16 protein-coding genes, 1 tRNA gene and 3 rRNA genes are annotated in these 21965 nt (G+C 42.5%); 6 read left to right on the top strand and 14 right to left on the bottom strand.

The genetic code is table 11. From position 1 onward, the window contains the following. Window positions 1-63: 63 nt before the first annotated feature. The 7 genes from V6R21_RS31060 to V6R21_RS31030 form a co-directional block, all read right to left on the bottom strand. A complete protein-coding gene (locus tag V6R21_RS31060) occupies window positions 64-456 on the bottom strand; it encodes a hypothetical protein (protein ID WP_334247377.1) in 393 nt (130 codons plus the stop codon). Window positions 457-458: 2 nt separating this feature from the next. Then, the gene (locus V6R21_RS31055; RefSeq protein ID WP_334247376.1) at window positions 459-1010 is read right to left on the bottom strand and encodes a hypothetical protein; all 552 of its coding nucleotides are present in this window, start codon (window positions 1008-1010) and stop codon (window positions 459-461) included. A gap of 140 nt (window positions 1011-1150) precedes the next feature. Then, entirely contained in the window at window positions 1151-1594 is a 444-nt protein-coding gene (locus V6R21_RS31050; RefSeq protein WP_334247375.1) for a DUF4199 domain-containing protein, read from the bottom strand. Between the two features lie 282 nt (window positions 1595-1876). Next, window positions 1877-2182, bottom strand: a complete 306-nt coding sequence (locus V6R21_RS31045) for a GNAT family N-acetyltransferase (RefSeq protein ID WP_334247374.1) — start codon at window positions 2180-2182, stop codon at window positions 1877-1879. 203 nt (window positions 2183-2385) lie between these two features. Further along, a complete protein-coding gene (locus V6R21_RS31040; RefSeq protein ID WP_334247373.1) occupies window positions 2386-3945 on the bottom strand; it encodes an Rne/Rng family ribonuclease in 1560 nt (519 codons plus the stop codon). Window positions 3946-4443: 498 nt separating this feature from the next. Beyond that, entirely contained in the window at window positions 4444-5277 is an 834-nt protein-coding gene (locus V6R21_RS31035; protein WP_334247372.1) for a tetratricopeptide repeat protein, read from the bottom strand. Between the two features lie 102 nt (window positions 5278-5379). Then, window positions 5380-5721: an HU family DNA-binding protein gene (locus V6R21_RS31030; RefSeq protein WP_334247617.1), complete on the bottom strand. Its 342-nt coding sequence runs from the start codon at window positions 5719-5721 to the stop codon at window positions 5380-5382. Between the two features lie 345 nt (window positions 5722-6066). Here V6R21_RS31030 and V6R21_RS31025 point away from each other — a divergent pair, with 345 nt between their 5' ends. Next, complete coding sequence (locus tag V6R21_RS31025) at window positions 6067-6852, top strand: alpha/beta fold hydrolase (protein ID WP_334247371.1); 786 nt, start codon at window positions 6067-6069, stop codon at window positions 6850-6852. A 53-nt stretch (window positions 6853-6905) separates the two neighbouring features. Here the strand turns inward: V6R21_RS31025 and rrf are convergent. The 4 genes from rrf to V6R21_RS31005 form a co-directional block, all read right to left on the bottom strand. Beyond that, window positions 6906-7017, bottom strand: a 5S ribosomal RNA gene (gene rrf / locus V6R21_RS31020). Window positions 7018-7104: 87 nt separating this feature from the next. Further along, window positions 7105-9916: ribosomal RNA gene (locus V6R21_RS31015) — 23S ribosomal RNA — on the bottom strand. A 175-nt stretch (window positions 9917-10091) separates the two neighbouring features. Continuing rightward, window positions 10092-10165, bottom strand: a tRNA-Ala gene (locus V6R21_RS31010). Window positions 10166-10269: 104 nt separating this feature from the next. After that, window positions 10270-11793 (bottom strand): 16S ribosomal RNA (locus tag V6R21_RS31005). Together the 16S, 23S and 5S rRNA genes with 1 tRNA gene alongside form the textbook arrangement of a ribosomal RNA operon. An 811-nt stretch (window positions 11794-12604) precedes the next feature. On the opposite strand from V6R21_RS31005, the gene V6R21_RS31000 reads away from it, so the two are divergent. Further along, on the top strand, window positions 12605-13114 hold the full coding sequence (locus tag V6R21_RS31000; RefSeq protein ID WP_334247370.1) for a hypothetical protein: 510 nt from the start codon (window positions 12605-12607) through the stop codon (window positions 13112-13114). Window positions 13115-13183: 69 nt separating this feature from the next. Here the strand turns inward: V6R21_RS31000 and fbaA are convergent, their stop codons facing one another. Then, window positions 13184-14260: a class II fructose-bisphosphate aldolase gene (fbaA, locus tag V6R21_RS30995; RefSeq protein WP_334247369.1), complete on the bottom strand. Its 1077-nt coding sequence runs from the start codon at window positions 14258-14260 to the stop codon at window positions 13184-13186. Between the two features lie 430 nt (window positions 14261-14690). On the opposite strand from fbaA, the gene accD reads away from it, so the two are divergent. Further along, window positions 14691-15530, top strand: a complete 840-nt coding sequence (accD, locus tag V6R21_RS30990) for an acetyl-CoA carboxylase, carboxyltransferase subunit beta (protein WP_334247368.1) — start codon at window positions 14691-14693, stop codon at window positions 15528-15530. Between the two features lie 248 nt (window positions 15531-15778). Then, on the top strand, window positions 15779-17050 hold the full coding sequence (gene rodA / locus V6R21_RS30985) for a rod shape-determining protein RodA (protein WP_334247367.1): 1272 nt from the start codon (window positions 15779-15781) through the stop codon (window positions 17048-17050). Between the two features lie 76 nt (window positions 17051-17126). On the opposite strand, the gene V6R21_RS30980 is transcribed toward rodA, so the two are convergent. Continuing rightward, the gene (locus V6R21_RS30980) at window positions 17127-17459 is read right to left on the bottom strand and encodes a hypothetical protein (RefSeq protein ID WP_334247366.1); all 333 of its coding nucleotides are present in this window, start codon (window positions 17457-17459) and stop codon (window positions 17127-17129) included. Between the two features lie 124 nt (window positions 17460-17583). After that, window positions 17584-19359 (bottom strand): ABC transporter ATP-binding protein, encoded by a 1776-nt coding sequence (locus V6R21_RS30975; RefSeq protein ID WP_334247365.1) that lies wholly within the window; start codon window positions 19357-19359, stop codon window positions 17584-17586. 541 nt (window positions 19360-19900) lie between these two features. Between V6R21_RS30975 and V6R21_RS30970 the strand changes: the two genes are divergently transcribed. After that, the gene (locus V6R21_RS30970) at window positions 19901-21001 is read left to right on the top strand and encodes a Glu/Leu/Phe/Val dehydrogenase dimerization domain-containing protein (protein ID WP_334247364.1); all 1101 of its coding nucleotides are present in this window, start codon (window positions 19901-19903) and stop codon (window positions 20999-21001) included. A gap of 143 nt (window positions 21002-21144) precedes the next feature. Then, window positions 21145-21891, top strand: coding sequence for a segregation and condensation protein A (locus V6R21_RS30965; RefSeq protein ID WP_334247363.1), 747 nt, complete (start codon window positions 21145-21147; stop codon window positions 21889-21891). Window positions 21892-21965 lie beyond the last annotated feature (74 nt).

The following is a 21965-nucleotide window of genomic DNA, read 5'->3' as shown; positions in this document are numbered from 1 at the left end:
TTTCTCTTTATCCATTACAGTCCAATAAGGTAATTTCACTTAAAAGAGCTAACTGCTTTTTAGTTAGTTGCTCCTTTTCTTAAAAAGGTGGGACACTCCCAATACTAATACGAGAGACAAACAAGCTGCTGTACCCAGTGCTCCTCCAAACCCTTGAAAAAAACGACTGGAGTTCAAGTATAGAATTGAAAACACAAACCCTGAAAGGGCGACCCACCTAAACTGTGGGGTAACCTGAAGCGATGCCATTCCGACAAATGAAGCTCCTATTACTACAATTGGAAGGTGAGTTGACAGGTATTCGCCTAAGCAATTAGGATAAAGGTAAAAAACCAGTCCAATAACGAGTGCCACTAATGCAGAGGCACGTACAGGTCCCTGATGAAGCTTTACATTAAGCCAAAAAGTAATCAGAGCCCCTAAAGTACCAGCTACTGCTACCAAAAAAATATTCATACTTAAAACAAAAAGAATAGAAAGAGAGAAGTTACTGTTACGCCTCCGAAAGCAATTGTTCCTAATTTCCCTCCGAAACCATTGAAAACATTTTTGGAGTGGACTAAAAGCATTCCTGACACAAAACTTGCTATTATGATAAAGGTATGATCATGAGCAACCTTTTCTTGAGACATCCCCACAAATGCCCCACAATACAAGGCAGGAGGTACCTGTTTCAGGAATTCTGACTTCTTACTGAAACTAGGAATAAAAGATGCAAAGACGCCCACTATACCGGCTGCCAATACAGGCCCTAAATGAGCTTCAACATTCAAACAGTAGGAGGCTGATGCTCCAAGCATGACAAAGACAATCAAAGAATAATCTTCAACTGTGTGGTCATGTTCGTGTAATGGGGATTTCAGATATGAGAAACCCATTAGTAGAAACAATACAATCATACTCCCTATTGCAATGAACACCTCCATCCGTTCAAAAAGAATGGCTGATAAAAAAGTAATATGAAGGTGAATCAGAAGGAAGAATGATACTTTCCGACTTAATTTTTTCATAAGATGAGATAGTGTGCTTTGGGGCACAAAGGTAGCTACCACTTTCTCATAAACAAATGGGGCGATACAAGATTACTGTGTACATAAAAAAACAGTTACCCAAAAGAGTAACTGCTTGTCAAGGTAATTTTATTTTGATGCTATTCATGAGGATGTGCAGTATGGGCTTTTACATACTGCATTATTGTATAAGCTGAGATAAAACCCGAAGCACACCCCTCAATCACTATGACAAATGCTGCCATAAATGGTGTAATGTAATGACCTAGTGGTTCATGCTCCCGTATATAGACCATAAACTCAGGGTCTATCCATGAGAGATAAACAAAGATAAAAACAGCAAAGGGCATGACCCCTAGTACCGTTGCTTCAATACCAGCTCCCAGTCCCTGAAAATAAGTAAACCCCCAACCTAGGTGTTTCTTTTCCAACGAAATGGCAGTATACACACCTGCTATTAGAAATATAAAATTAATGGCTCTCAACTCTACGACTTCCAAAAGTCCTAGTGCGCGCATAATAATGAAGAACAGAAGGTACCCCGTAAACATGATAGCCCCTCCCGTAAGTGAACTCTGTCTCATAAAATCGCTGATTTTTTTGGTTTGTGTAGATAAGAATAAGGAATAGTAAGTTTGAAACCAGATAGGTAGAGTTGCCTAAATAGCTTCACCCTACAGATTGAATGCGGATCACAAAACTCATCATCAAACTGATAAGCAGCCATTTACAACTCTACACCTCTGTTGTTCTTCTTAACAATAAAGAGGCTGTCTTGTTCAAAATAGCCTACCAGGCTAACTGTATAACAAATTATAATACTGATGCATTCAACCAGTGACCTACACAAAACTCAAAGCATAAAATCAGCCCCTTGGCTTAGCCTTTTCTGATATCAGAAACCTAAACTCAGGGTGTCTTTCCATATAAGCCGCCATAAACGGACAGAGTGGTATCAGCTTCCAGTTATTTTGTTGCAATAACGTAATCACATTGGCAGCCATCTTTGTCGCAATGCCCTGACCTTTTAGCTCTGGTGGCACTTCTGTATACAAGATGTACAAGTCACCATGGTTGGTTAGTTTATACTCCATAAAGGCTAGATATCCATTGATATCAACCTCAAAACGTTTCTTCTCCTGATTATTAATAAACTGCACTGAAGGTTCCATATTATTCTGGTTTTTATGAAAAAAAAGGCAATGCTATAAAGGAATAATCCTTTAAGATAGGAATAAAAAAAACCCGACAGATAGTTCTGTCGGGTCTGAATGCTTTTAAAATCGTAATAGTTGATTGTGTACTTTTTTAAATCTGTTGGCAGGTTATAAAAAGTTTTTGGCACACATCAATATTACTAATAATACTTCTTGGTTCAGGAAATTTCGATTACTTCATTAAGATGATTGACAAATCTGTATTCCGAAATTCCTAACGATGAATCCTGTACAAGTTTGACCCATTTAAAGTATTTCATAAACCACTTCATGCGTTTGGAAGGAATGCCTACCATGAAATAGCTGTAGAGATATGGGTGTAAGTACAGTGTAACATTTTTTTCGTTTTGTTTTCCCAGAATGTATTCAACGTCTGACTCAATCTGATCAGAGATCATGATCGATGCGGTGATTTTTCCGGTTCCATTGCAAGTCGGGCATTTTTCCTGAGTCTTGATATTGAGTTCAGGTCTAACCCGCTGTCTTGTGATCTGCATCAAACCAAATTTGCTGAGTGGTAGCACAGTATATTTGGAGCGGTCGGACTTCATTTCCTTCTTCATGTGGTCATACACCGCTTTCCTGTGCTCAGCTTTTTTCATGTCAATAAAGTCAATGACGATGATGCCTCCCATATCTCGCAGTCTGAGTTGTCTTGCGATCTCACTCGCTGCTTCTAGGTTGACGTTAAAAGCTGTTGTCTCTTGGTCTGTCTCTGCATTTGACTTGTTTCCGCTATTCACGTCAATAACATGAAGAGCCTCAGTATGCTCGATCACCAAATACCCTCCGCTTGGCAGACTAACCGTTTGCCCGAAGAGTGTTTTCAGTTGTTTCTCAATTCCAAATTGCTCAAAAATCTTGGCTTTGCCAGTATAGTGCTTTACGATTTTCTCCTTATCAGGAGCGATGGTCTTGATAAACTTCTTGATTTCCTCAAAGGCTTCTGAATCATCAACTGTAATACTGTCAAATGATTCGTTCAGAATATCCCTCAACATGGATGTGGCTCGGCTCATTTCACCAATTACCTTTTGTCTTGGCTTGGCTGTTTTGAGTAACTCCACTCCTCTTTTCCATTTTTCTATCAGGTCCCTCAGGTCCCGATCCAGTTCAGCAACATCTTTTCCTTCAGCTACTGTTCTGATAATGACTCCAAAGTTTTCAGGCTTAATGGAAGAGATCAAGCGCATCAGGCGTTTCCGTTCTGAAGCATCCGTGATTTTCTTCGATATATTAATGGAGTTAGAAAATGGAACCAATACAAGGTATCTTCCTGCAATAGACAGCTCACAAGACAGTCTAGGACCTTTCGTAGAGATTGGTTCTTTGACAACTTGTACAAGTACGCGCTGATTTTGCTTAAATACTTCATTGATTTTACCCAGCTTGTCGATTTCAGGCTCCATACGGAAATCACCTAACTTATAACCGACATGCTTGTGGTGTTTACCTTGGGCAAGTTTAATGAATTTTTGAAGAGACCGAATACGAGGTCCAAGATCCAGGTAATGCAAAAAGGCATCTTTATCATATCCAATGTCGATAAAGGCTGCATTTAGCCCTGGTACGACTTTTCGGACAACTCCCAAGTAGATATCACCAACCTGAAATTTGCTGTCCTCGCTGTCGTAATGAAGTTCAACAAGACTTTTATCACGAAGCAGTGCTATACGACCACCATTTTGAGTAGAATTGATAATTAATTCATTACTCAACTCGATAAAAGTTTAGGATTACACTCTTGTTAGTCAGTACAATAAATTTCTAGGTACCGCCGTCTGCAATACCTCATTCACAAACAAATGAGAAAACCCCATAAAAACGCCACAGACCTTGATTTAAAACAGGAGTAATTTACCTGTCAAATCAAGGTCCTGATTGGCGAAAAAGACTTATGAGTTCTTCTTCTTATGTCTGTTTTTTCTAAGTCTCTTCTTTCTCTTGTGAGTTGCGATCTTATGTCTTTTTCTTTTCTTTCCGCAAGGCATATGCTTTACAGTTTAAGTTTATAAAAAATTTCACCTTCTATATTAAAAAGCCATTAAAGGCTTTCAAAGTTCAAAACAAGACGCAAGGTAAAGCTTTATTTATTAAATTCCGACTTTTCTTAGGCAATTTACCTTTAAAAGAATCAGGTCTTTAACTTCTAAATCCCCCTCAGGGTATTTACCTTCTCGTTATTCTTGTCACCATCCTCTTTCCTTACTCAATTTTTAGTGCTTCAGTTCTTCTAGATACTGATTCACTGAAGTAATAATCTGAGGCTCCTTCACATTCTTTTTCACGTGCTCCAGTACTTCGATAGCTTCAGCTTCTTTTCCTGTCTCCTTATAGCAAAGCCCTAAATAGAACCAGCTTTGCATATCCTCTTTATCTAATTCTGTAAGCCTCTTGAACCTTCCAACACCCTTGTCAAACTGCCCTGACTGGATTGCAAGCAATCCAAGGTTAAATAAAGCAAGCTTTTGGTCAGGTTCTTCATTCAATACCTCCCGAATCATCGCAATACCCTGCATAGGGTTAGCTGTCGGTACATATGTCATACCCAATTTCACCTTAACATCAAGATCTTTTGGGTTGGCTTCCAGATATTTTTCAAAAAGCTGTTGCGTTTTTTTCGCCATCTCAGCCACCTTTTCTGCATCTAGTGCGAAAGTGAATGCCTCATAATAGATGTCACCCGCTTTCAAAATATATGCTGACTTAGGATACTCAATACTGAACTGCTCAGCATAATAAGCTGCGCTATCATAACGATTAATTTCCTTGAAGGTAGCGATCAACTCGTCAAGACCTGCCCGTTTTTCACGCTCATCACCAGCTGTATTGTACACCTCTTTCTGTGCCTCAATGTTTGATAACACTTCAGCAGGTATATTGGCCTGATGAGTCGTAGGCTGTGTATCTTTTTGCGCTGGTGCAGCAGCTTCTGCAGTCGTTCCTTCAACTTGTTTGTTGTTGTTTTTCACTACAGCTCTTGGCATCAGAGCCAATCCTACTACTACCACTGCCGAAGCAGCCAAAACTATTACTTGGGATCTTGACATAGCTTAGATATTAAAAAAAAACAGACATTTATAAAGGTCCGTACTCCAACTCGGTGGCTAGAATATACGGAACCTTATAATGTCTTTAATCAATTTGGCTGATTACTTGTTTCCGTTTGCAAGCTTCACCTTATCACTGTTTTTGATTTTCTCAACAAATGACTTGGACGGCTTAAAGCTTGGAATATAGTGTTCAGGAATACTGATTGACGTGTTTTTAGAGATATCTCTACCAATTTTGCTAGCTCTTCTCTTGTTCACAAAGCTACCGAAGCCTCTCACGTAGATGTTCTCGCCATCTGCCATTTTGCTCTTCACTACTTTGAAAAACGCCTCTACTGTTAATGTAACATCATTTTTGTCCAGACCTGTCTGGTTCGAGATCTCATTAATTACTTCCGCTTTTGTCACTGTTCTAAAATTTTGTGTTTCTAGACCTAATATTCTCGTAATCAACCACTTCAAAAGGCCTGCAAATTTATGTTTTTAATCCTTTTAACGCAACCATTCTGGAAGGTTTCCTCAGATATTTATAAAAAATTACAATTCATAAATTCTTGCAGGTATGTCACACAGACATGTATTCCTATGTCAAGTAATTGTATTATTTCTATTAATATTACTCTCAAAGTTCAAAAAAACACTACAATTCACTCATTATCAAGTAAATAAATGTTAATCTGAAGTTTTATCAAATTATAACAAGATTTCACCTAACGACTATTTACTACTTAGTCTTGTGGATTCTGCTATCTTGTTTGATATAGACAGATATTCGATTTTTCTTATATGTTGTATTCAAAAACATACAATCATCCCTCAAGTAACACTTGGGTTGTCTTTATTCATGGCGTTGGAGGTAGCTCAGCTATTTGGTTCAAACAGCTTAGAGAGTATCAAAAACACTTTAATCTACTGCTTATTGACCTCAGAGGACACGGTAAATCACAAAAGCTACCGGATCATGTCACCGAAAATGTTTACACCTTTAAAGATATAGGACAAGATGTAATTAACATTATGGATGAACTATCCATTCATAAAGCTCATTTCATTGGAATTTCTTTAGGTACCATCATCACTCGAGTCATTGCAGAGTATCATCCTGATAAAGTTCTGAGTATGATACTAGGGGGTGCAGTCACCCAACTTAATATTCGTTCCAGCATTCTGCTTTGGCTTGCTGACCAAGTAAAAAGTATTGTACCCTTTATATGGTTATATTCCTTCTACGCTTTTATTCTTATGCCTAGAAGAAGAAATCGCGAATCCAGAATGCTTTTCATCCGTGAAGCAAAAAAACTCTCAAGAGCAGAAATTATGAGGTGGTTTAAGCTAACCTCTCAGCTATCTCCCCTTCTTAAGCATCTTCGTTCTCATGAAGTCCCTGTACCTACTTTATATATTATGGGTGAAGAAGACTATATGTTTTTGCCACTTGTAAGAAAGACGGTAAACCATCATCAATTCTCGACACTACATATTATTAAATCCTGTGGACATGTAGTTAATGTTGAATGCCCAGAACAATTTAATCTTCTATCACTAAATTTCTTGAAGACTATCTCCTCTTAAACTAAAAAAGCCTTGCGACATATTGATATGTGCAAGGCTTTGTGCTTGTATAAGACTGGCAGTGACCTACTCTCCCGGGTGTTATCCCAGTACCATCGGCGCTGCGGGGCTTAACTGCTCTGTTCGGAATGGGAAGAGGTGTTCACCCGCGCTCTCACCGCCATGAAGGCTTTTGAAAGGCTTTCTGTTTCTTTGATTTTTATAGTATCATACTGCCTGGAGGCCTGCCCGCCTTGCGGGCAGAAGAAAAGCGAAGGAAAGTCACGGGGGATTAGTACTGCTCGGCCCGGGTCTCTCAACCCTTTCACCTGCAGCCTATCGACGTTGTCATCTACAACACCCCTTTAAGGGAAGCCTCATCTCGGAGCGGGTTTCGCGCTTAGATGCTTTCAGCGCTTATCCCATCCGAACATAGCTACCCGGCAATGCTCCTGGCGGAACAACCGGTGCACCAGAGGTTCGTCCAACTCGGTCCTCTCGTACTAAAGTCAGAACTCCTCAGGCTTCCTACGCCCACAACAGATAGAGACCGAACTGTCTCACGACGTTCTGAACCCAGCTCGCGTGCCACTTTAATGGGCGAACAGCCCAACCCTTGGGACCTTCTCCAGCCCCAGGACGTGACGAGCCGACATCGAGGTGCCAAACCTCCCCGTCGATGTGAGCTCTTGGGGGAGATCAGCCTGTTATCCCCAGAGTACCTTTTATCCTTTGAGCGATGGCCCTTCCATGCGGAACCACCGGATCACTATGTCCTAGTTTCCTACCTGCTCGGCTTGTCAGCCTCACAGTCAAGCCCCCTTGTGCCATTGCGCTCTCTGCACGGTTGCCGACCGTACGGAGGGGACCTTTGAAAGCCTCCGTTACTCTTTTGGAGGCGACCACCCCAGTCAAACTACCCGCCAAGCAATGTCCCCCGTTAAGGGTTAGACACCAGGCAAGCAAAGGGCGGTATTTCAAGGGCGACTCCCCGGATCCTGGCGAACCCGGTTCACAGTCTCCCGCCTATCCTACACATCACTTACCCAGAGCCAATGCTAAGCTGCAGTAAAGGTTCATGGGGTCTTTTCGTCCCGTTGCGGGTACGCGGCATCTTCACCGCGACTACAATTTCACCGAGCTCATGGCCGAGACAGTGCCCAGATCGTTACACCATTCGTGCAGGTCGGAACTTACCCGACAAGGAATTTCGCTACCTTAGGACCGTTATAGTTACGGCCGCCGTTTACCGGGGCTTCGGTTCAACGCTTCGCTTACGCTAACGTCCCCCCTTAACCTTCCGGCACCGGGCAGGTGTCAGGCCTTATACATCGTCTTTCAACTTCGCAAAGCCATGTGTTTTTGTTAAACAGTCGCCTGGGCCTTTTCACTGCGGCCTCTCCCGAAGGAGGAGGCGTCCTTTCTCCCGAAGTTACAGGACCATTTTGCCTAGTTCCTTAGCCATGAATCACTCGAGCGCCTTAGTATGCTCAACCCAACCACCTGTGTCGGTTTGCGGTACGGGCCGCATGGCTTGCTTTTCTTGGAAGCGTGCTCCCCCTGCTATCTGCGCCCCCGAGGGTTTGCAGTACTGTCGGACGAGTCCTTCAACGCAGTATTCCGTCACTGCGCGAGGAGTCACACACTCCGTCACTTTCGTTGCCATGCGGGTGCGGGAATATTTGCCCGCTTGCCATCGGCATCGCCCTTCGGCTTAGCCTTAGGTCCCGACTGACCCCGGGCCGATTAGCGTTGCCCGGGAAACCTTGGTCTTTCGGCGAGAGGGGTTCCCACCCTCTTTATCGTTACTTATGCCTACATTTGCTTTTCTACGCGCTCCACCACACATCACCATGCGGCTTCGATGCCCGTAGAATGCTCCCCTACCACTATTACTAGTCCGCGGCTTCGGTACTGTGTTTAATGCCCGATTATTATCGATGCGCTGTCACTCGACCAGTGAGCTGTTACGCACTCTTTAAATGAATGGCTGCTTCCAAGCCAACATCCTGGCTGTCTCCGCGACTGCACTTCCTTTGTTCAACTTAACACAGATTTGGGGACCTTAGCCGGCGGTCTGGGTTCTTTCCCTCTCGGACTGGGACCTTAGCACCCCAGCCCTCACTGCAGGGCTTAATCTTGCGGCATTCGGAGTTCGTCTGGATTCGGTAGGCGGTGAAGCCCCCTAGTCCAATCGGTAGCTCTACCTCCGCAAGAAAACACCCCACGCTGCCCCTAAAGGCATTTCGGGGAGTACGAGCTATTTCCGAGTTTGATTGGCCTTTCACCCCTACCCACAGCTCATCCAAAGACTTTTCAACGTCAACTGGTTCGGGCCTCCAACGGGTGTTACCCCGTCTTCACCCTGGCCATGGGTAGATCACACGGTTTCGCGTCTGCCCCCACCAACTATGGCGCCCTATTCAGACTCGCTTTCGCTGCGGCTCCGTCCCTTGAAGAACTTAACCTTGCTGGTGAGGTGCAACTCGTAGGCTCATTATGCAAAAGGCACGCCGTCACCCAACTGATGGGCTCCGACCGCTTGTAGGCGTACAGTTTCAGGATCTATTTCACCCCGTTATTCACGGTGCTTTTCACCTTTCCCTCACGGTACTTGTTCGCTATCGGTCTTCCAGGAGTATTTAGCCTTGGCAGATGGTGCTGCCTGCTTCAGAGGGAGTTTCACCGGCTCCCCCCTACTCAGGGTACTTGCCTGATCAACACATTACCTGTACGGGACTCTCACCCTCTGCGGCGGCGCTTTCCAGCGCCTTCCAGTTCCGTGTCTTCACATTATGCAAGCCCTACAACCCCGACAGTGCCGTAACACCGACGGTTTGGGCTTCTCCGCGTTCGCTCGCCACTACTTGCGGAATCACTCTTGTTTTCTCTTCCTGCGGGTACTTAGATGTTTCAGTTCCCCGCGTTGGCTCTAAAACCATGCCTTCAGCATGGTGGGTTGTCCCATTCGGATACCTTCGGATCAAGGGTCATGTGCACCTCCCCGAAGTTTTTCGCAGCTTGTCGCGTCCTTCATAGCCTCTGGAAGCCCAGGCATCCACTGTACGCCCTTTATTACTTTCTCTTGCTTTTCTTCTTGCCGCCTGCCGTCAATACCGAACAATCAGCATCAACTGCGGCAGGCAGGCCTCGTTGCTTTTTAATTTGGCAGTATGTCAAAGAACCTTTCTTTTCCGTCTTGCGGTCTCCCTTGTCCTGTTTCTCGTCTGAAACTTGAAGGGAATACCCGGAAAATGAGGTGGAGGATATCGGAGTCGAACCGATGACCTCCTGCGTGCAAAGCAGGCGCTCTAGCCAGCTGAGCTAATCCCCCGGTCATCTAATCTCAAGGATTGTTTTGAGTGACTTGGACAGTGTTCACGCCGTACAACCAACGGCACAGGCGCCTTCCCCTACAACTACAGGGACGGTCTCCAGAAAGGAGGTGTTCCAGCCGCACCTTCCGGTACGGCTACCTTGTTACGACTTAGCCCCAGTCGCTGGTTTTGCCCTTGAGAGCTCCTGTTACGGCCACCCTCTTCAGGCCCACCCAACTCCCATGGCTTGACGGGCGGTGTGTACAAGGTCCGGGAACGTATTCACCGCGTCATTGCTGATACGCGATTACTAGCGATTCCAGCTTCACGCAGCCGAGTTGCAGGCTGCGATCCGAACTGAGATAGGGTTTTTGGGATTCGCTTCATGTCGCCATGTCGCTGCCCTCTGTCCCTACCATTGTAGCACGTGTGTAGCCCTGGGCGTAAGGGCCATGATGACCTGACGTCGTCCCCGCCTTCCTCTCTGCTTGCGCAGGCAGTTCCTCCAGAGTCCCCGGCTTTACCCGATGGTAACTGAAGGTAGGGGTTGCGCTCGTTGCGGGACTTAACCCAACACCTCACGGCACGAGCTGACGACGGCCATGCAGCACCTTCCCATCCGTCCGAAGAAAGATCTATCTCTAGACCTGTCGAATGGGATTCGAGCCCAGGTAAGGTTCCTCGCGTATCATCGAATTAAACCACATGCTCCACCGCTTGTGCGGACCCCCGTCAATTCCTTTGAGTTTCACTGTTGCCAGCGTACTCCCCAGGTGGAAGACTTATCACTTTCGCTTGGGCACCCACCCCGAAGGGCAGACACCTAGTCTTCATCGTTTACGGCGCGGACTACCAGGGTATCTAATCCTGTTCGCTCCCCGCGCTTTCGTACCTGAGCGTCAGTTACCGGCCAGTAGGCTGCCTTCGCTTTCGGTGTTCCTCCCCATATCTGTGCATTTCACCGCTACATGGGGAATTCCGCCTACCTCTCCGGTACTCAAGTCTGCCAGTATCAATGGCACTTTCACAGTTGAGCTGTGAACTTTCACCACTGACTTAACAGACCGCCTGCGTACCCTTTAAACCCAATAATTCCGGACAACGCTTGCACCCTCCGTATTACCGCGGCTGCTGGCACGGAGTTAGCCGGTGCTTATTCATAGGGTACCGTCAGAGCAGGGCGCACCCCACTTGTTCTTCCCCTATAAAAGAGCTTTACGACCCGAGGGCCTTCTTCGCTCACGCGGCATGGCTGGGTCAGGCTTGCGCCCATTGCCCAATATTCCCTACTGCTGCCTCCCGTAGGAGTCTGGTCCGTGTCTCAGTACCAGTGTGGGGGATCATCCTCTCAGAACCCCTACTGATCGTGGCCTTGGTGGGCCGTTACCCCGCCAACTAGCTAATCAGACGCATGCCCATCCGCTGCCGGATCGCTCCTTTAACTATTCACCCATGCAGGTAAACAGTGCTACGGGGCATTAATCCGGATTTCTCCGGGCTATTCCCCTGCAGCGGGCAGGTTGCATACGCGTTACGCACCCGTGCGCCGGTCTCAGGCTCCCCGAAGGAAACCCTACCCCGCGACTTGCATGTATTAGGCCTGCCGCTAGCGTTCATCCTGAGCCAGGATCAAACTCTCCATTGTAAGAGATTGTTGACTTGGGCTGCCCCTTGAAAGGAACAGCTCCAATTGTCGTCGTGTTTTCTGACCTGTCTCCTGCTTTTCAATTGTTGGAATTGACGCTTGTGCTTGTCTTGTCGTACTTGTTTTGCGTGATCGAAATAAAACCCTAAAGCCTTATCCCTTACCACTGTCCTAAATCCTCTCAAAGAACTTTTCAAAATCCAACTTCTTGGACTTTTCCGTGGATCCTTCCGGAACCTTTTCGCTTGAAGCGGCTGCAAAGGTAAGAAAACCTTCACCAAAACTCCAAGACTTTTCTTTATTTTTTATTTCCGAACCGTTAACTCGAAAACCTTCCCGAAAGAAGCGGATGCAAAGGTAAAACCTTTTCCCCGTTATTTGCAAGCAACATTGTGAATTAATTTTCACTTATCCATTGTCGCTGTCAGGAAGCATTATCACCGCTCCCGTTGGAGTGGCTGGTCGCTGCGGGTGTTTCCCGTTTTGCGGAGTGCAAAGGTAGGAAAAAGTTATTGCTGTGCAAGACCTAGAATTGCATTTTGGGAATAATGAAAGTTAACAACCACATAACTCCCTAACATTCAACACTCTTGAATTTTAAAATACTTACACTTTTCAATTCTCACTGATTTGATCATAACCTAATAGTGATCATTCTTCATTCATTAATAGATTCCAAAAAACACTTAAGGATAGTCAACTTATTATCTTATTAATACAATAAACGGTAACTTTACCCCTGATTTAATTGTTGTTCAGACTTAGGCTTGACTCAATAGATATTCATTTTTATTCATAAATAACATTAGTAATGCAGAAAGGATTCTTTTCGGCTTTTGAAACTCCTGTTGATTTTGTCAACAAATTAAGAGCAGTCTTTTATATTATGGTAGGAGTTACTTTACCTATTTTCCTATTTACTTACCTCAAGTCAAGAAATGGGGAGTTTGAACCTTCATTTCCTGAACTTGCAGAACAGCTTAAATATATAGTACCCATCTTATGTGGTATTAATAGTATTATCGCCTATTGGCTTTATGAGAAGCGTATAAGAGCAGCAAGAGAGCTTCCTAGTTTAAGAATAAAACTAGAAGAGGTATTAAGAGGAAGCTTTTACAAGTTTGCCATGCTTGAAACGACTACTATTTTAACCATTGTAGCTTATCTACTAACAGGTCATATATTATTTGCAGGTGTATATATAGGTATGTTGATTCTGTTTGCTATGAGTAACCCTACAGTATATAGTGTCATTGCTGATTTAAGACTACCGAAAAAAGAGGCTGAAATAATGAAAGGCAACCTTTCATTGGAAGGTTAATTAGAAAATTAAAAAGCCATGCTGCATTAGCATGGCTTTTTAATTTTGGGATAGAAGCTATCAGCTAGCTTAGATTGTATTTACGTTGTTCAAATCTTCCAACGCCTTTTTCAATCTTTCTATCATTGCTTTTTCACCTTCTCTCATCCATTTACGTGGATCGTAGTATTTCTTGTTAGGCTCATCAGCCCCCTTAGGGTTACCGATTTGACCTTGCAAGTAATCATGGTGTTGAGCTTCGTACGCTCTAACGCCATCCCAAGTAGCCCACTGTGTATCTGTATCGATGTTCATTTTGATTACACCATAAGAAATCGCTTCTCTGATTTCTTCTACTGATGAACCTGAACCACCGTGGAATACAAATTTCACTGGCTTATCTTCAGATGTGTTATGCTGCTCTTTGATATACTTCTGAGAGTTATCCAAGATTTTTGGAGTCAGCTTAACGTTACCTGGCTTATATACACCATGAACGTTACCGAATGCTGCTGCAACCAAGAACTTGTCGTCAATTTTGCTCAGCTCTGTGTAAGCATAATCTACTTCCTCAGGCTGCGTGTACAACTTAGAAGAATCAACGTCTGTATTGTCAACACCATCTTCTTCACCACCTGTGATACCCAATTCGATCTCAAGTGTGATTCCGATTTTTGACATTCTTTCGAAGTACTTCTTAGAGATCTCGATGTTCTCTTCCAATGACTCTTCTGACAAGTCAATCATGTGAGAAGAGTAAAGCGGCTTACCATGCTGCTTGTAGAATTCCTCATTGGCGTCCATCAGACCGTCAATCCAAGGAAGAAGTTTTTTAGCACAGTGGTCAGTGTTCAGGATTACATGCACGCCGTAAGCTTCCGCTACTTCATGTACGTATTTAGCACCTGCAACACCACCAAGGATTGCAGCCTTCTCACCTTCGTTGCTCAGGTTACCTGCAAAGAACTTTGCACCACCATTTGAAAACTGAATGATGATTGGGGCTTTCATATCTCTTGCAGCTTCCAATACTGCATTCACAGAGTTAGTACCTACACAGTTTACTGCAGGTAAAGCAAAGCCTTTTTCCTTTGCATACTGATAGATTTTCTCTACGTCGTCACCAGTAACTACACCTGGTTTGATGTTGCTGATATCTGTGGACATTGTTAATGTGGTTTAAAGTGAATATTGTTCGGCAAAGATAGCAAACTGCTTTATGTTTTAATATATAAAACCGGCATCAATTAGATGATTTTTACCATGAAAAGCGAATGAGAATCGTTAGCAGGAATAAAAACAATTCCGATTCAGCATTAGTTTTCCTAAAGTTAAAAGGCTTAGGGTGAAATTTATTTTATCCAATAATTTATTAGAAAATTATTAAAAGCATCTTTTTTGCTTGCGGATTAAAAAAGAGTACCTTCACTTATCTATGGCTAAATGAGCAAGCCTGTTTCAAAAGGGTTCCTCTTTTGGTTTATTTATCAAATTATTAGATATCTTTACGCTCTATTTCGGGATATAGCTTTGAGATACAACTAAGCATAAATATATTTTAATCGTATCATAAACTGTGTAACAGTCTTTTTTGCTTATGAGTTGGTTTAAAAGAAAGGAACAAGGGATTACCACCCCAACAAGCGAAAAAAAGGATTCGCCGGATGGCCTTTGGTATAAAACACCAAGTGGCAAGATCATCCATATGAAAGAACTGAAGGAAAATGCCTTCGTTTGCCCTGATGATGAATATCACGTCAGAATTGGCTCAAAAGAATACTTTGAGATCCTGTTTGACGACAACAAATACAAAGAACTTGATGAAAACCTGACTGCTGGCGACCCGCTTTCGTTTCAGGACAGCAAGCCTTACCCTGAAAGAATCAAAGCTTCTCAACGCAAAACTGGTTTGAAAGATGCTGCCAGAACTGCTGTTGGTAAAATGAATGGAGTTGATTTGGTCGTATGCTGTATGGACTTCAGTTTCATTGGCGGCTCAATGGGTTCAGTAGTTGGTGAAAAAATTGCGAGAGGGATCGATTACTCACTGAAGCATAAGATTCCTTTTATGATGATCTCCAAATCAGGTGGTGCACGTATGATGGAAGCTGGCTTTTCTCTTATGCAAATGGCAAAAACTTCTGCCAAACTTGCATTATTATCTGAAGCAGGCATTCCTTATATCTCACTATTGACAGATCCTACTACTGGTGGTGTTTCAGCATCATTTGCTATGCTAGGTGATTTCAATATTGCAGAGCCTGGAGCATTGATTGGTTTTGCAGGGCCACGTGTCATTAGAGAGACAATTGGCAAAGACCTTCCTAAAGGTTTCCAAAGTGCTGAGTTCTTATTGGAGCATGGATTCTTGGATTTCATCGTCAACAGACGTGAACTGAAATCAAAGCTTACTTCTCTATTGAAAATGCTTCAATAACTGTAAGGTGATCATATCTCGAACTTAAGCAAAACAGCTGCATTTCTTTTATAAGGAAATGCAGCTGTTTTTTTTATTTATAAACACTTGAAGCCAAACAACTTCTATTATTTCTTTTTACATTTGCGATTGTGCCATAACAGTAACACGCCTTATAACCGGACTTCGATAGGACATTCCTACACAACGCTTTGGCACACTATCTGAACTAAACTAACCTAAAGAAACAAACTGCCGACAAAAGAAACATGAGAACAAGGAACAGCAGTATTCTCAAAAATGTAGACTGGACATTGATCTTCGTTTACTTTACCATCGTCATTCTAGGCTGGCTTAATATTTATGCAGCCGTTTACCAGCCTGATGCCCCAACCAGTATCTTCTCTCTGGACCTGAACTCAGGTAAACAGCTTTTATGGATTGCAGGAGCTACATTATTGATCATCTCCATTATGGTGATCGACTATAAGTTTTTTGACACCTTCGCTTATATCATATTCGGAGCCGTCATTGTCTCCTTGATAGGAGTCCTACTTATTGGTCACTCAGCTGGTGGTAATACCTCCTGGTTTAAATTAGGCTTTATCCGGATTCAACCTTCAGAGTTTGCTAAGTTTGCGGTATCGTTGGCTATTGCCAAGTACTTGAGTGATTCAAGCTTAAAAGTTGAAAGACCTAATGTTTACCTTAGTGTATTAGGCATCATTGCCATCCCAGCCGTCTTGGTATTGGCACAAAAGGATACAGGATCTGCTATGGTCTTTGCTGCATTTGTATTCCCACTTTATAGAGAGGGATTCCCTGCCATTTATATGGTTATTGGTTTGACAGCAGTTATCCTATTTATTTTGGCATTGATTTTCCCATGGGCACAGCTTGCCATAGGCATTTCAGCACTTTCTGTAATAGTAGCCATACGGTTCCGTAAGAATATCAGAAGTGTTATCCTAGTTTTGTTGATCGGTCTTACAGGTATCGGCTTTACCAAAAGTATTGATGTCATTCTGAATGACGTGATGCGCCCTCACCAACGTAAACGTATTGAAGTATTGATTAATCCTGATGCTGACCCACTCGGTGTAGGCTATCAGGTAACGCAATCAAAAATTGCCATTGGCTCAGGTGGTTTTGCAGGAAAAGGGTTCCTAGAAGGTACTCAAACCAAGTTCAACTTTGTACCTGAGCAAAGTACTGACTTTATATTCTGTACTGTAGGTGAAGAACATGGATGGATCGGTAGCCTGATTGTAATGGGCCTTTTCTTAACACTGATCGTCCGACTGATTTGGGTAGCTGAAAGGCAGCGATCAAGGATGTCAAGAGTATATGGTTATAGTGTTGCCTCTATCTTCTTCCTCCACTTTATGATTAACATTGGGATGACTATTGGCGTATTTCCTGTAATTGGTATCCCATTGCCATTCTTCAGTTATGGAGGATCATCACTTTGGTCATTTACAATTCTACTGTTTGTCTTTATCAAGTTAGATGCACACAGAATGCATGTACTAGTAAGATAGACTTAGATTTCAGATATAAAGAAAAGAGCCCCTTTCAGTTGAGTTGAAAGGGGCTCTTTTCGTATTCATAGCTCCATTACCAATACCGCCAAAAAGTCCACATTCTTCTTCGCTTTAAATATTGAAGGTCCCATTCCATTTCATAAGCTTCTCGTTCAAAACATATATTCCTATAAGCGATATATGCATCCTTATACTTATACAGGTTGTAAAGGTAATGTCCCAGATAAAGCAGGTAAAACGGGATTACCAGCAACTCCTGTTGTTGCCTGATATGAATCAACTCATGATTGATCAACACAGGGTTTACCTTCAGCTCTTTTGTTTTCACAATAATAAAAGGATACAATGTAATCCCAGCAATACGGAGCCATTGGCAGAACTTGTGACTTGTGACAATGATTGGCATTTCTTGTGAGAGTTAACTTTCAAAGTAAGTGATGTGATAAATTAAAGTTACTGCTAATAAAACAAGAATGCCATCTCAAATACATGAGATGGCACAGCTATCAATATGATTTTAGTTCTTTTTATTAGGGCTTTTCTACGGCCTCCTTATATTGGATTTCGTACAGGTTAGCATAATACCCACCTTCTGCCAATAACTCATCGTGTGTTCCGGCTTCCTTGATCTCACCTTTGTCCATCACAATAATCTTATCCGCATTTTTGATTGTAGCCAACCTGTGAGCAATAGCAATAGAAGTACGCCCTTTCATCATACGCTCCACTGCATTCTGAATCATCTCTTCCGTTTCACTGTCTACAGAAGAAGTTGCCTCATCCAGAATCAATATCTTAGGGTCATATACCATCGCCCTCACAAAAGAAATCAGCTGGCGTTGTCCCACTGAAAGCGTTGCTCCTCTCTCCATTACCACATAGTCCAAACCTTCAGGAAGCCTGTTGATAAACGTATCAGCTCCTACCAATTTTGCAGCCTTTATAATTTGCTCATCTGTGATATCAGTATTTCCTAAAGTGATATTCTCTCTGATAGAAGATGAGAAAAGGAATACATCCTGTAGTACCAACCCGATATGCTGGCGCAAACTTTCAAGCGTATATTCCTTGATATTTCTACCATCAACATTTACACTTCCCTTCTGAATTTCATAGAAACGGTTTATCAGGTTAATGATAGAAGACTTACCAGCACCTGTCGCACCTACAAACGCAATAGACTCCCCTGCCTTTACTTCAAAGGAAATATCTTTCAATACATATTTCTCATCCTCATAAGCAAACCATACATGATCAAACTTCACCTCCCCTTTTACATGGTCTAGATCAACAGACCCATTGTCTTCAATCACGTTAGTGGTATCCAACACTTTTAGAATACGATCTGAACTCACTATCCCCATCTGTAAAGTATTGAAACGGTCTGCAATCATACGGATAGGTCGGAAAAACAGTGAGATATACATAATAAAAGCAATCAATACCCCTACTGTTACCTCTTCCTGCAATACCTGTCTTGCACCAAACCACACCAACAAACCCGTACCCGTTGCTGCAATCACCTCCGCTACAGGATAGTAGACAGAATAATACATTACTGTACGCAGCTGTGCATCCAAGTGCTCTTTGTTGATATCCTTAAATTTCCCATACTCTCTGCGTTCACTGTTGAAGATCTGCACGATATTCATCCCTGTGATATGTTCCTGCACAAAAGTGTTCAGGTTAGAGACTGCCGTTCTTACATCATTGAACGCTACCTTTATTTTCTCCTTAAAGATATAGGTAGAGAAAATCAGGATAGGCAATGTCGCCAAACTGATCAGTGTCAGGCGCCAGTCTGTATATAGCATTACTGCCAGAATAAATATCAGCTGAAGCAAATCACTTAGTAATGCAGCCAGACCATTGGTAAATACCTCTGAAAGGGTTTCCACATCCGATACTGTACGAGTTACCAACCTACCAATAGGCGTTTTGTCATAATACTTTAGCTGTAACTTCAGGATATGACGGTAAAGTACTGTACGGATATCTCGGATGACATACTGCCCTAACCAACCTGACAGATAAGTATGGCTAAATTGCACCAATGCCTGTATTACAGCCATCCCTATCAATAGAAGGGTCATACTCATTAACCCCTGTAAGTCCCCAACCACAATATACTTATCAATAGTCTGCTCAATCAAGTATGGCCGTACAGGAGCCAGTATACCCAATGCAATGGTCAGGAAAATCAAAAAATAGAATTGCCATGTATATGGCTTTACAAACTTGAAAATTCGTCTCAGGATCTGCCCGTCAAAAATATTCCCGCTATTGTGAACTTCTTTATTACTCATATATCTATATCAGTACAGCCGACAGAAAAACACTCCTTTCCATGTCATGCCTGAAAATGTCCGTTAATTATTAAACCCTTGCGACAGTAAATATAGTCGGCTTGCCATACATCTCTCTACTATTTACAATAGTACAGCTAATGTAGAACATGTTTGCAAAGTTATTGTTCAGAAGAATAAAGCCACACCTATTTCGGAAAAAAATTACACTCCCGTCAACACTGCTTTTTTTAGCCCCAATGATAAAAATTTGGATTTATTGGTGTTTTTAATACACTTTTAAAATTAAACGTTTATTCTGAACATTCATTTAATCATGAAATTATCATCTGAATAAAATCCAATTTACCTCAACTGTATGAAGCTCGAAGGTTAAAATCAAGAATTTAAAGTTATTAACTACTCATTTACAGAAAGATACACCATGCGGAAAATTTAGGAAATCGCTTAAATTTGTGTTTGCTATATAAAACAGCCAAGTATTACCGCTTAACTGTTTCGCAAAAAACTTCTATTCGTTAACATTGCAGCAAACTAAATAATGCTGACAAACAAAAGCACAACTATAATGGGAGAGGTATCCGTATTTGATAAAGTATCTGAAATGGGACACGAACAAGTCGTGTTCTGTCATGACGAAGCTACAGGCCTTAAGGCTATCATCGCTGTCCACAACACTGTATTGGGTCCAGCATTGGGTGGTACAAGAATGTGGATGTACGAGAACGAGCAGCAGGCTTTGAACGATGCTCTGAGACTTTCAAGAGGTATGACGTTCAAAAACTCAATTGCAGGCCTGAACCTTGGTGGTGGTAAAGCTGTAATTATCGGTGACGCCCGCAAGCACAAAACTGAAGCACTGTTGAGAGCTTATGGCAAATTTGTCAGAAACCTTAACGGTAAATATATCACAGCAGAAGATGTAGGAATGAACTCTTCTGACATGGAACATATCGCTGCTGAAACTAAACACGTAAGTGGTATGCCTGAGGCTAGAGGTGGTTTGGGTGATCCTTCTCCATTTACAGCATATACTACTTATATGGGTATGAAAGCAGCTGCCAAAAAAGCTTATGGCACTGACTCATTGGCTGGCAAGCGTGTTTCTGTACAAGGTGCAGGTCACGTAGGCGAATACCTGATCCAACACCTGAAGGAAGAAGGTTGTCAGATTTATGTATCTGATTTCTATGCAGACAGAGTAAAAGAAGTGGTGAACAAGTACGGTATCGAAGGTGTTGGTCTTGACGAGATCTATGACCTTGATGTTGATATCTACTCTCCATGTGCACTAGGTGCTACTGTAAATGATGAAACACTTAGCAAACTGAAGTGTGACATTATCGCAGGTTGTGCCAACAACCAATTGGCTGACGAGAAAATCCACGGCGACCTTTGTCGTGAAAAAGGCATCCTTTATGCGCCAGACTTCTTGATCAACAGCGGTGGAGTAATCAACGTTTATGCTGAAGTAATCAGCTCAAACAAAGAGTGGACTAAGCACAAGTGTGAGGAAGTATATGACCAAACACTAAGAGTATTCGAAGGTTCAGATGAGCATAACAAGAATACACAAGAAGTAGCAATCGAAATTGCACAGCAGCGCATAGACAGCATTGCTAAAACAAAAGCTACTTTCTAAGCAGAACGATTTGTATGAATGATATAAAGGTCTGTCAGCTGAAACACTCAGCAGGCAGGCTTTTTTTTGTAAAAGTCTCTGATCTCAAGTCTCTAATCTTATGTCTAATTATTTACATTTGTAATTCAGCAAACTGTAAATGAATGAGCTTCGAAATCAAGATACCTCTTTTTGAAGGTCCGTTTGACCTCTTACTTTTCTTTATTCAGCGTGATGAGTTGGATATCCATGATATTCCCATTTCTCAGATCACCAATGATTTTATGGATTACCTAGATCAGCTGGAGCAAATGAATATGGAAGTGGCTAGTGAGTTCATTTTGGTTGCTGCGACCCTAATGCGTATCAAAGCCAAGATGCTACTTCCAAGGGTTGAGAAGGATGAGGAAGGAAATGAAATTGACCCTCGGGAGGAATTGGTCAAGCACCTGCTGGAGTACAAGAAGTACAAATCTGTTTTGGGTATCTTAGAGGAATGGGAGGAAAACATGCTTTTCCGTGAAGGAAGAGGAAATGTCATGGCTGAGGTTACCAAGATAGAAGAAGCGCAAGGTGTCGAAGCCGAACTTCAGGATGTTGACCTTTTTAAGCTATTGCGTTTTTATCAGGAAGCACTCAAGAACTTTGAAGCTGTTCAAAACAGACCTAGACATGAGGTAGTCCCCTACCCTTACACCCAAGAGGAACAGCAAACTTATATCCTAGCGCAGTTGGAGTTCCAACCTGAAATAGATTTTATAGACTTATTCAAAAATGACTTCAATAAGATTGCCGTGGTCTTCAACTTTTTGGCTGTACTTGAATTGCTCTCCATGAATAAGATTACCCTTACCGTCAGAGAAGGCTATAATAATTTTACGATTCACAGACTGGAAGAGACCAAGAGCTAAATAAAAAACCTAGATCCTGAACCAAATAAATTGGGTACAGTATCTAGGTCTAAGTTCTTTCTCTTTATTCTAGA

This window comes from Limibacter armeniacum (assembly GCF_036880985.1).
In the GTDB taxonomy this organism is placed as follows: Bacteria; Bacteroidota; Bacteroidia; order Cytophagales; family Flammeovirgaceae; genus Limibacter; species Limibacter armeniacum.
The sequence above is the reverse complement of the archived record's forward strand: the minus strand, read 5'-3'. Positions and strand labels throughout refer to the sequence as shown.

Excerpts from the sequence above, each read along its gene's own strand:
- V6R21_RS31060 (WP_334247377.1), bottom strand. The coding sequence starts at position 456 with ATGAATATTTTTTTGGTAGCAGTAGCTGGTACTTTAGGGGCTCTGATT.
- V6R21_RS31055 (WP_334247376.1), bottom strand. The coding sequence starts at position 1,010 with ATGAAAAAATTAAGTCGGAAAGTATCATTCTTCCTTCTGATTCACCTT.
- V6R21_RS31050 (WP_334247375.1), bottom strand. The coding sequence starts at position 1,594 with ATGAGACAGAGTTCACTTACGGGAGGGGCTATCATGTTTACGGGGTAC.
- V6R21_RS31045 (WP_334247374.1), bottom strand. The coding sequence starts at position 2,182 with ATGGAACCTTCAGTGCAGTTTATTAATAATCAGGAGAAGAAACGTTTT.
- V6R21_RS31035 (WP_334247372.1), bottom strand. The coding sequence starts at position 5,277 with ATGTCAAGATCCCAAGTAATAGTTTTGGCTGCTTCGGCAGTGGTAGTA.
- V6R21_RS31025 (WP_334247371.1), top strand. The coding sequence starts at position 6,067 with ATGTTGTATTCAAAAACATACAATCATCCCTCAAGTAACACTTGGGTT.
- V6R21_RS31000 (WP_334247370.1), top strand. The coding sequence starts at position 12,605 with ATGCAGAAAGGATTCTTTTCGGCTTTTGAAACTCCTGTTGATTTTGTC.
- fbaA (WP_334247369.1), bottom strand. The coding sequence starts at position 14,260 with ATGTCCACAGATATCAGCAACATCAAACCAGGTGTAGTTACTGGTGAC.
- accD (WP_334247368.1), top strand. The coding sequence starts at position 14,691 with ATGAGTTGGTTTAAAAGAAAGGAACAAGGGATTACCACCCCAACAAGC.
- rodA (WP_334247367.1), top strand. The coding sequence starts at position 15,779 with ATGAGAACAAGGAACAGCAGTATTCTCAAAAATGTAGACTGGACATTG.
- V6R21_RS30980 (WP_334247366.1), bottom strand. The coding sequence starts at position 17,459 with ATGCCAATCATTGTCACAAGTCACAAGTTCTGCCAATGGCTCCGTATT.
- V6R21_RS30975 (WP_334247365.1), bottom strand. The coding sequence starts at position 19,359 with ATGAGTAATAAAGAAGTTCACAATAGCGGGAATATTTTTGACGGGCAG.
- V6R21_RS30970 (WP_334247364.1), top strand. The coding sequence starts at position 19,901 with ATGCTGACAAACAAAAGCACAACTATAATGGGAGAGGTATCCGTATTT.
- V6R21_RS30965 (WP_334247363.1), top strand. The coding sequence starts at position 21,145 with ATGAGCTTCGAAATCAAGATACCTCTTTTTGAAGGTCCGTTTGACCTC.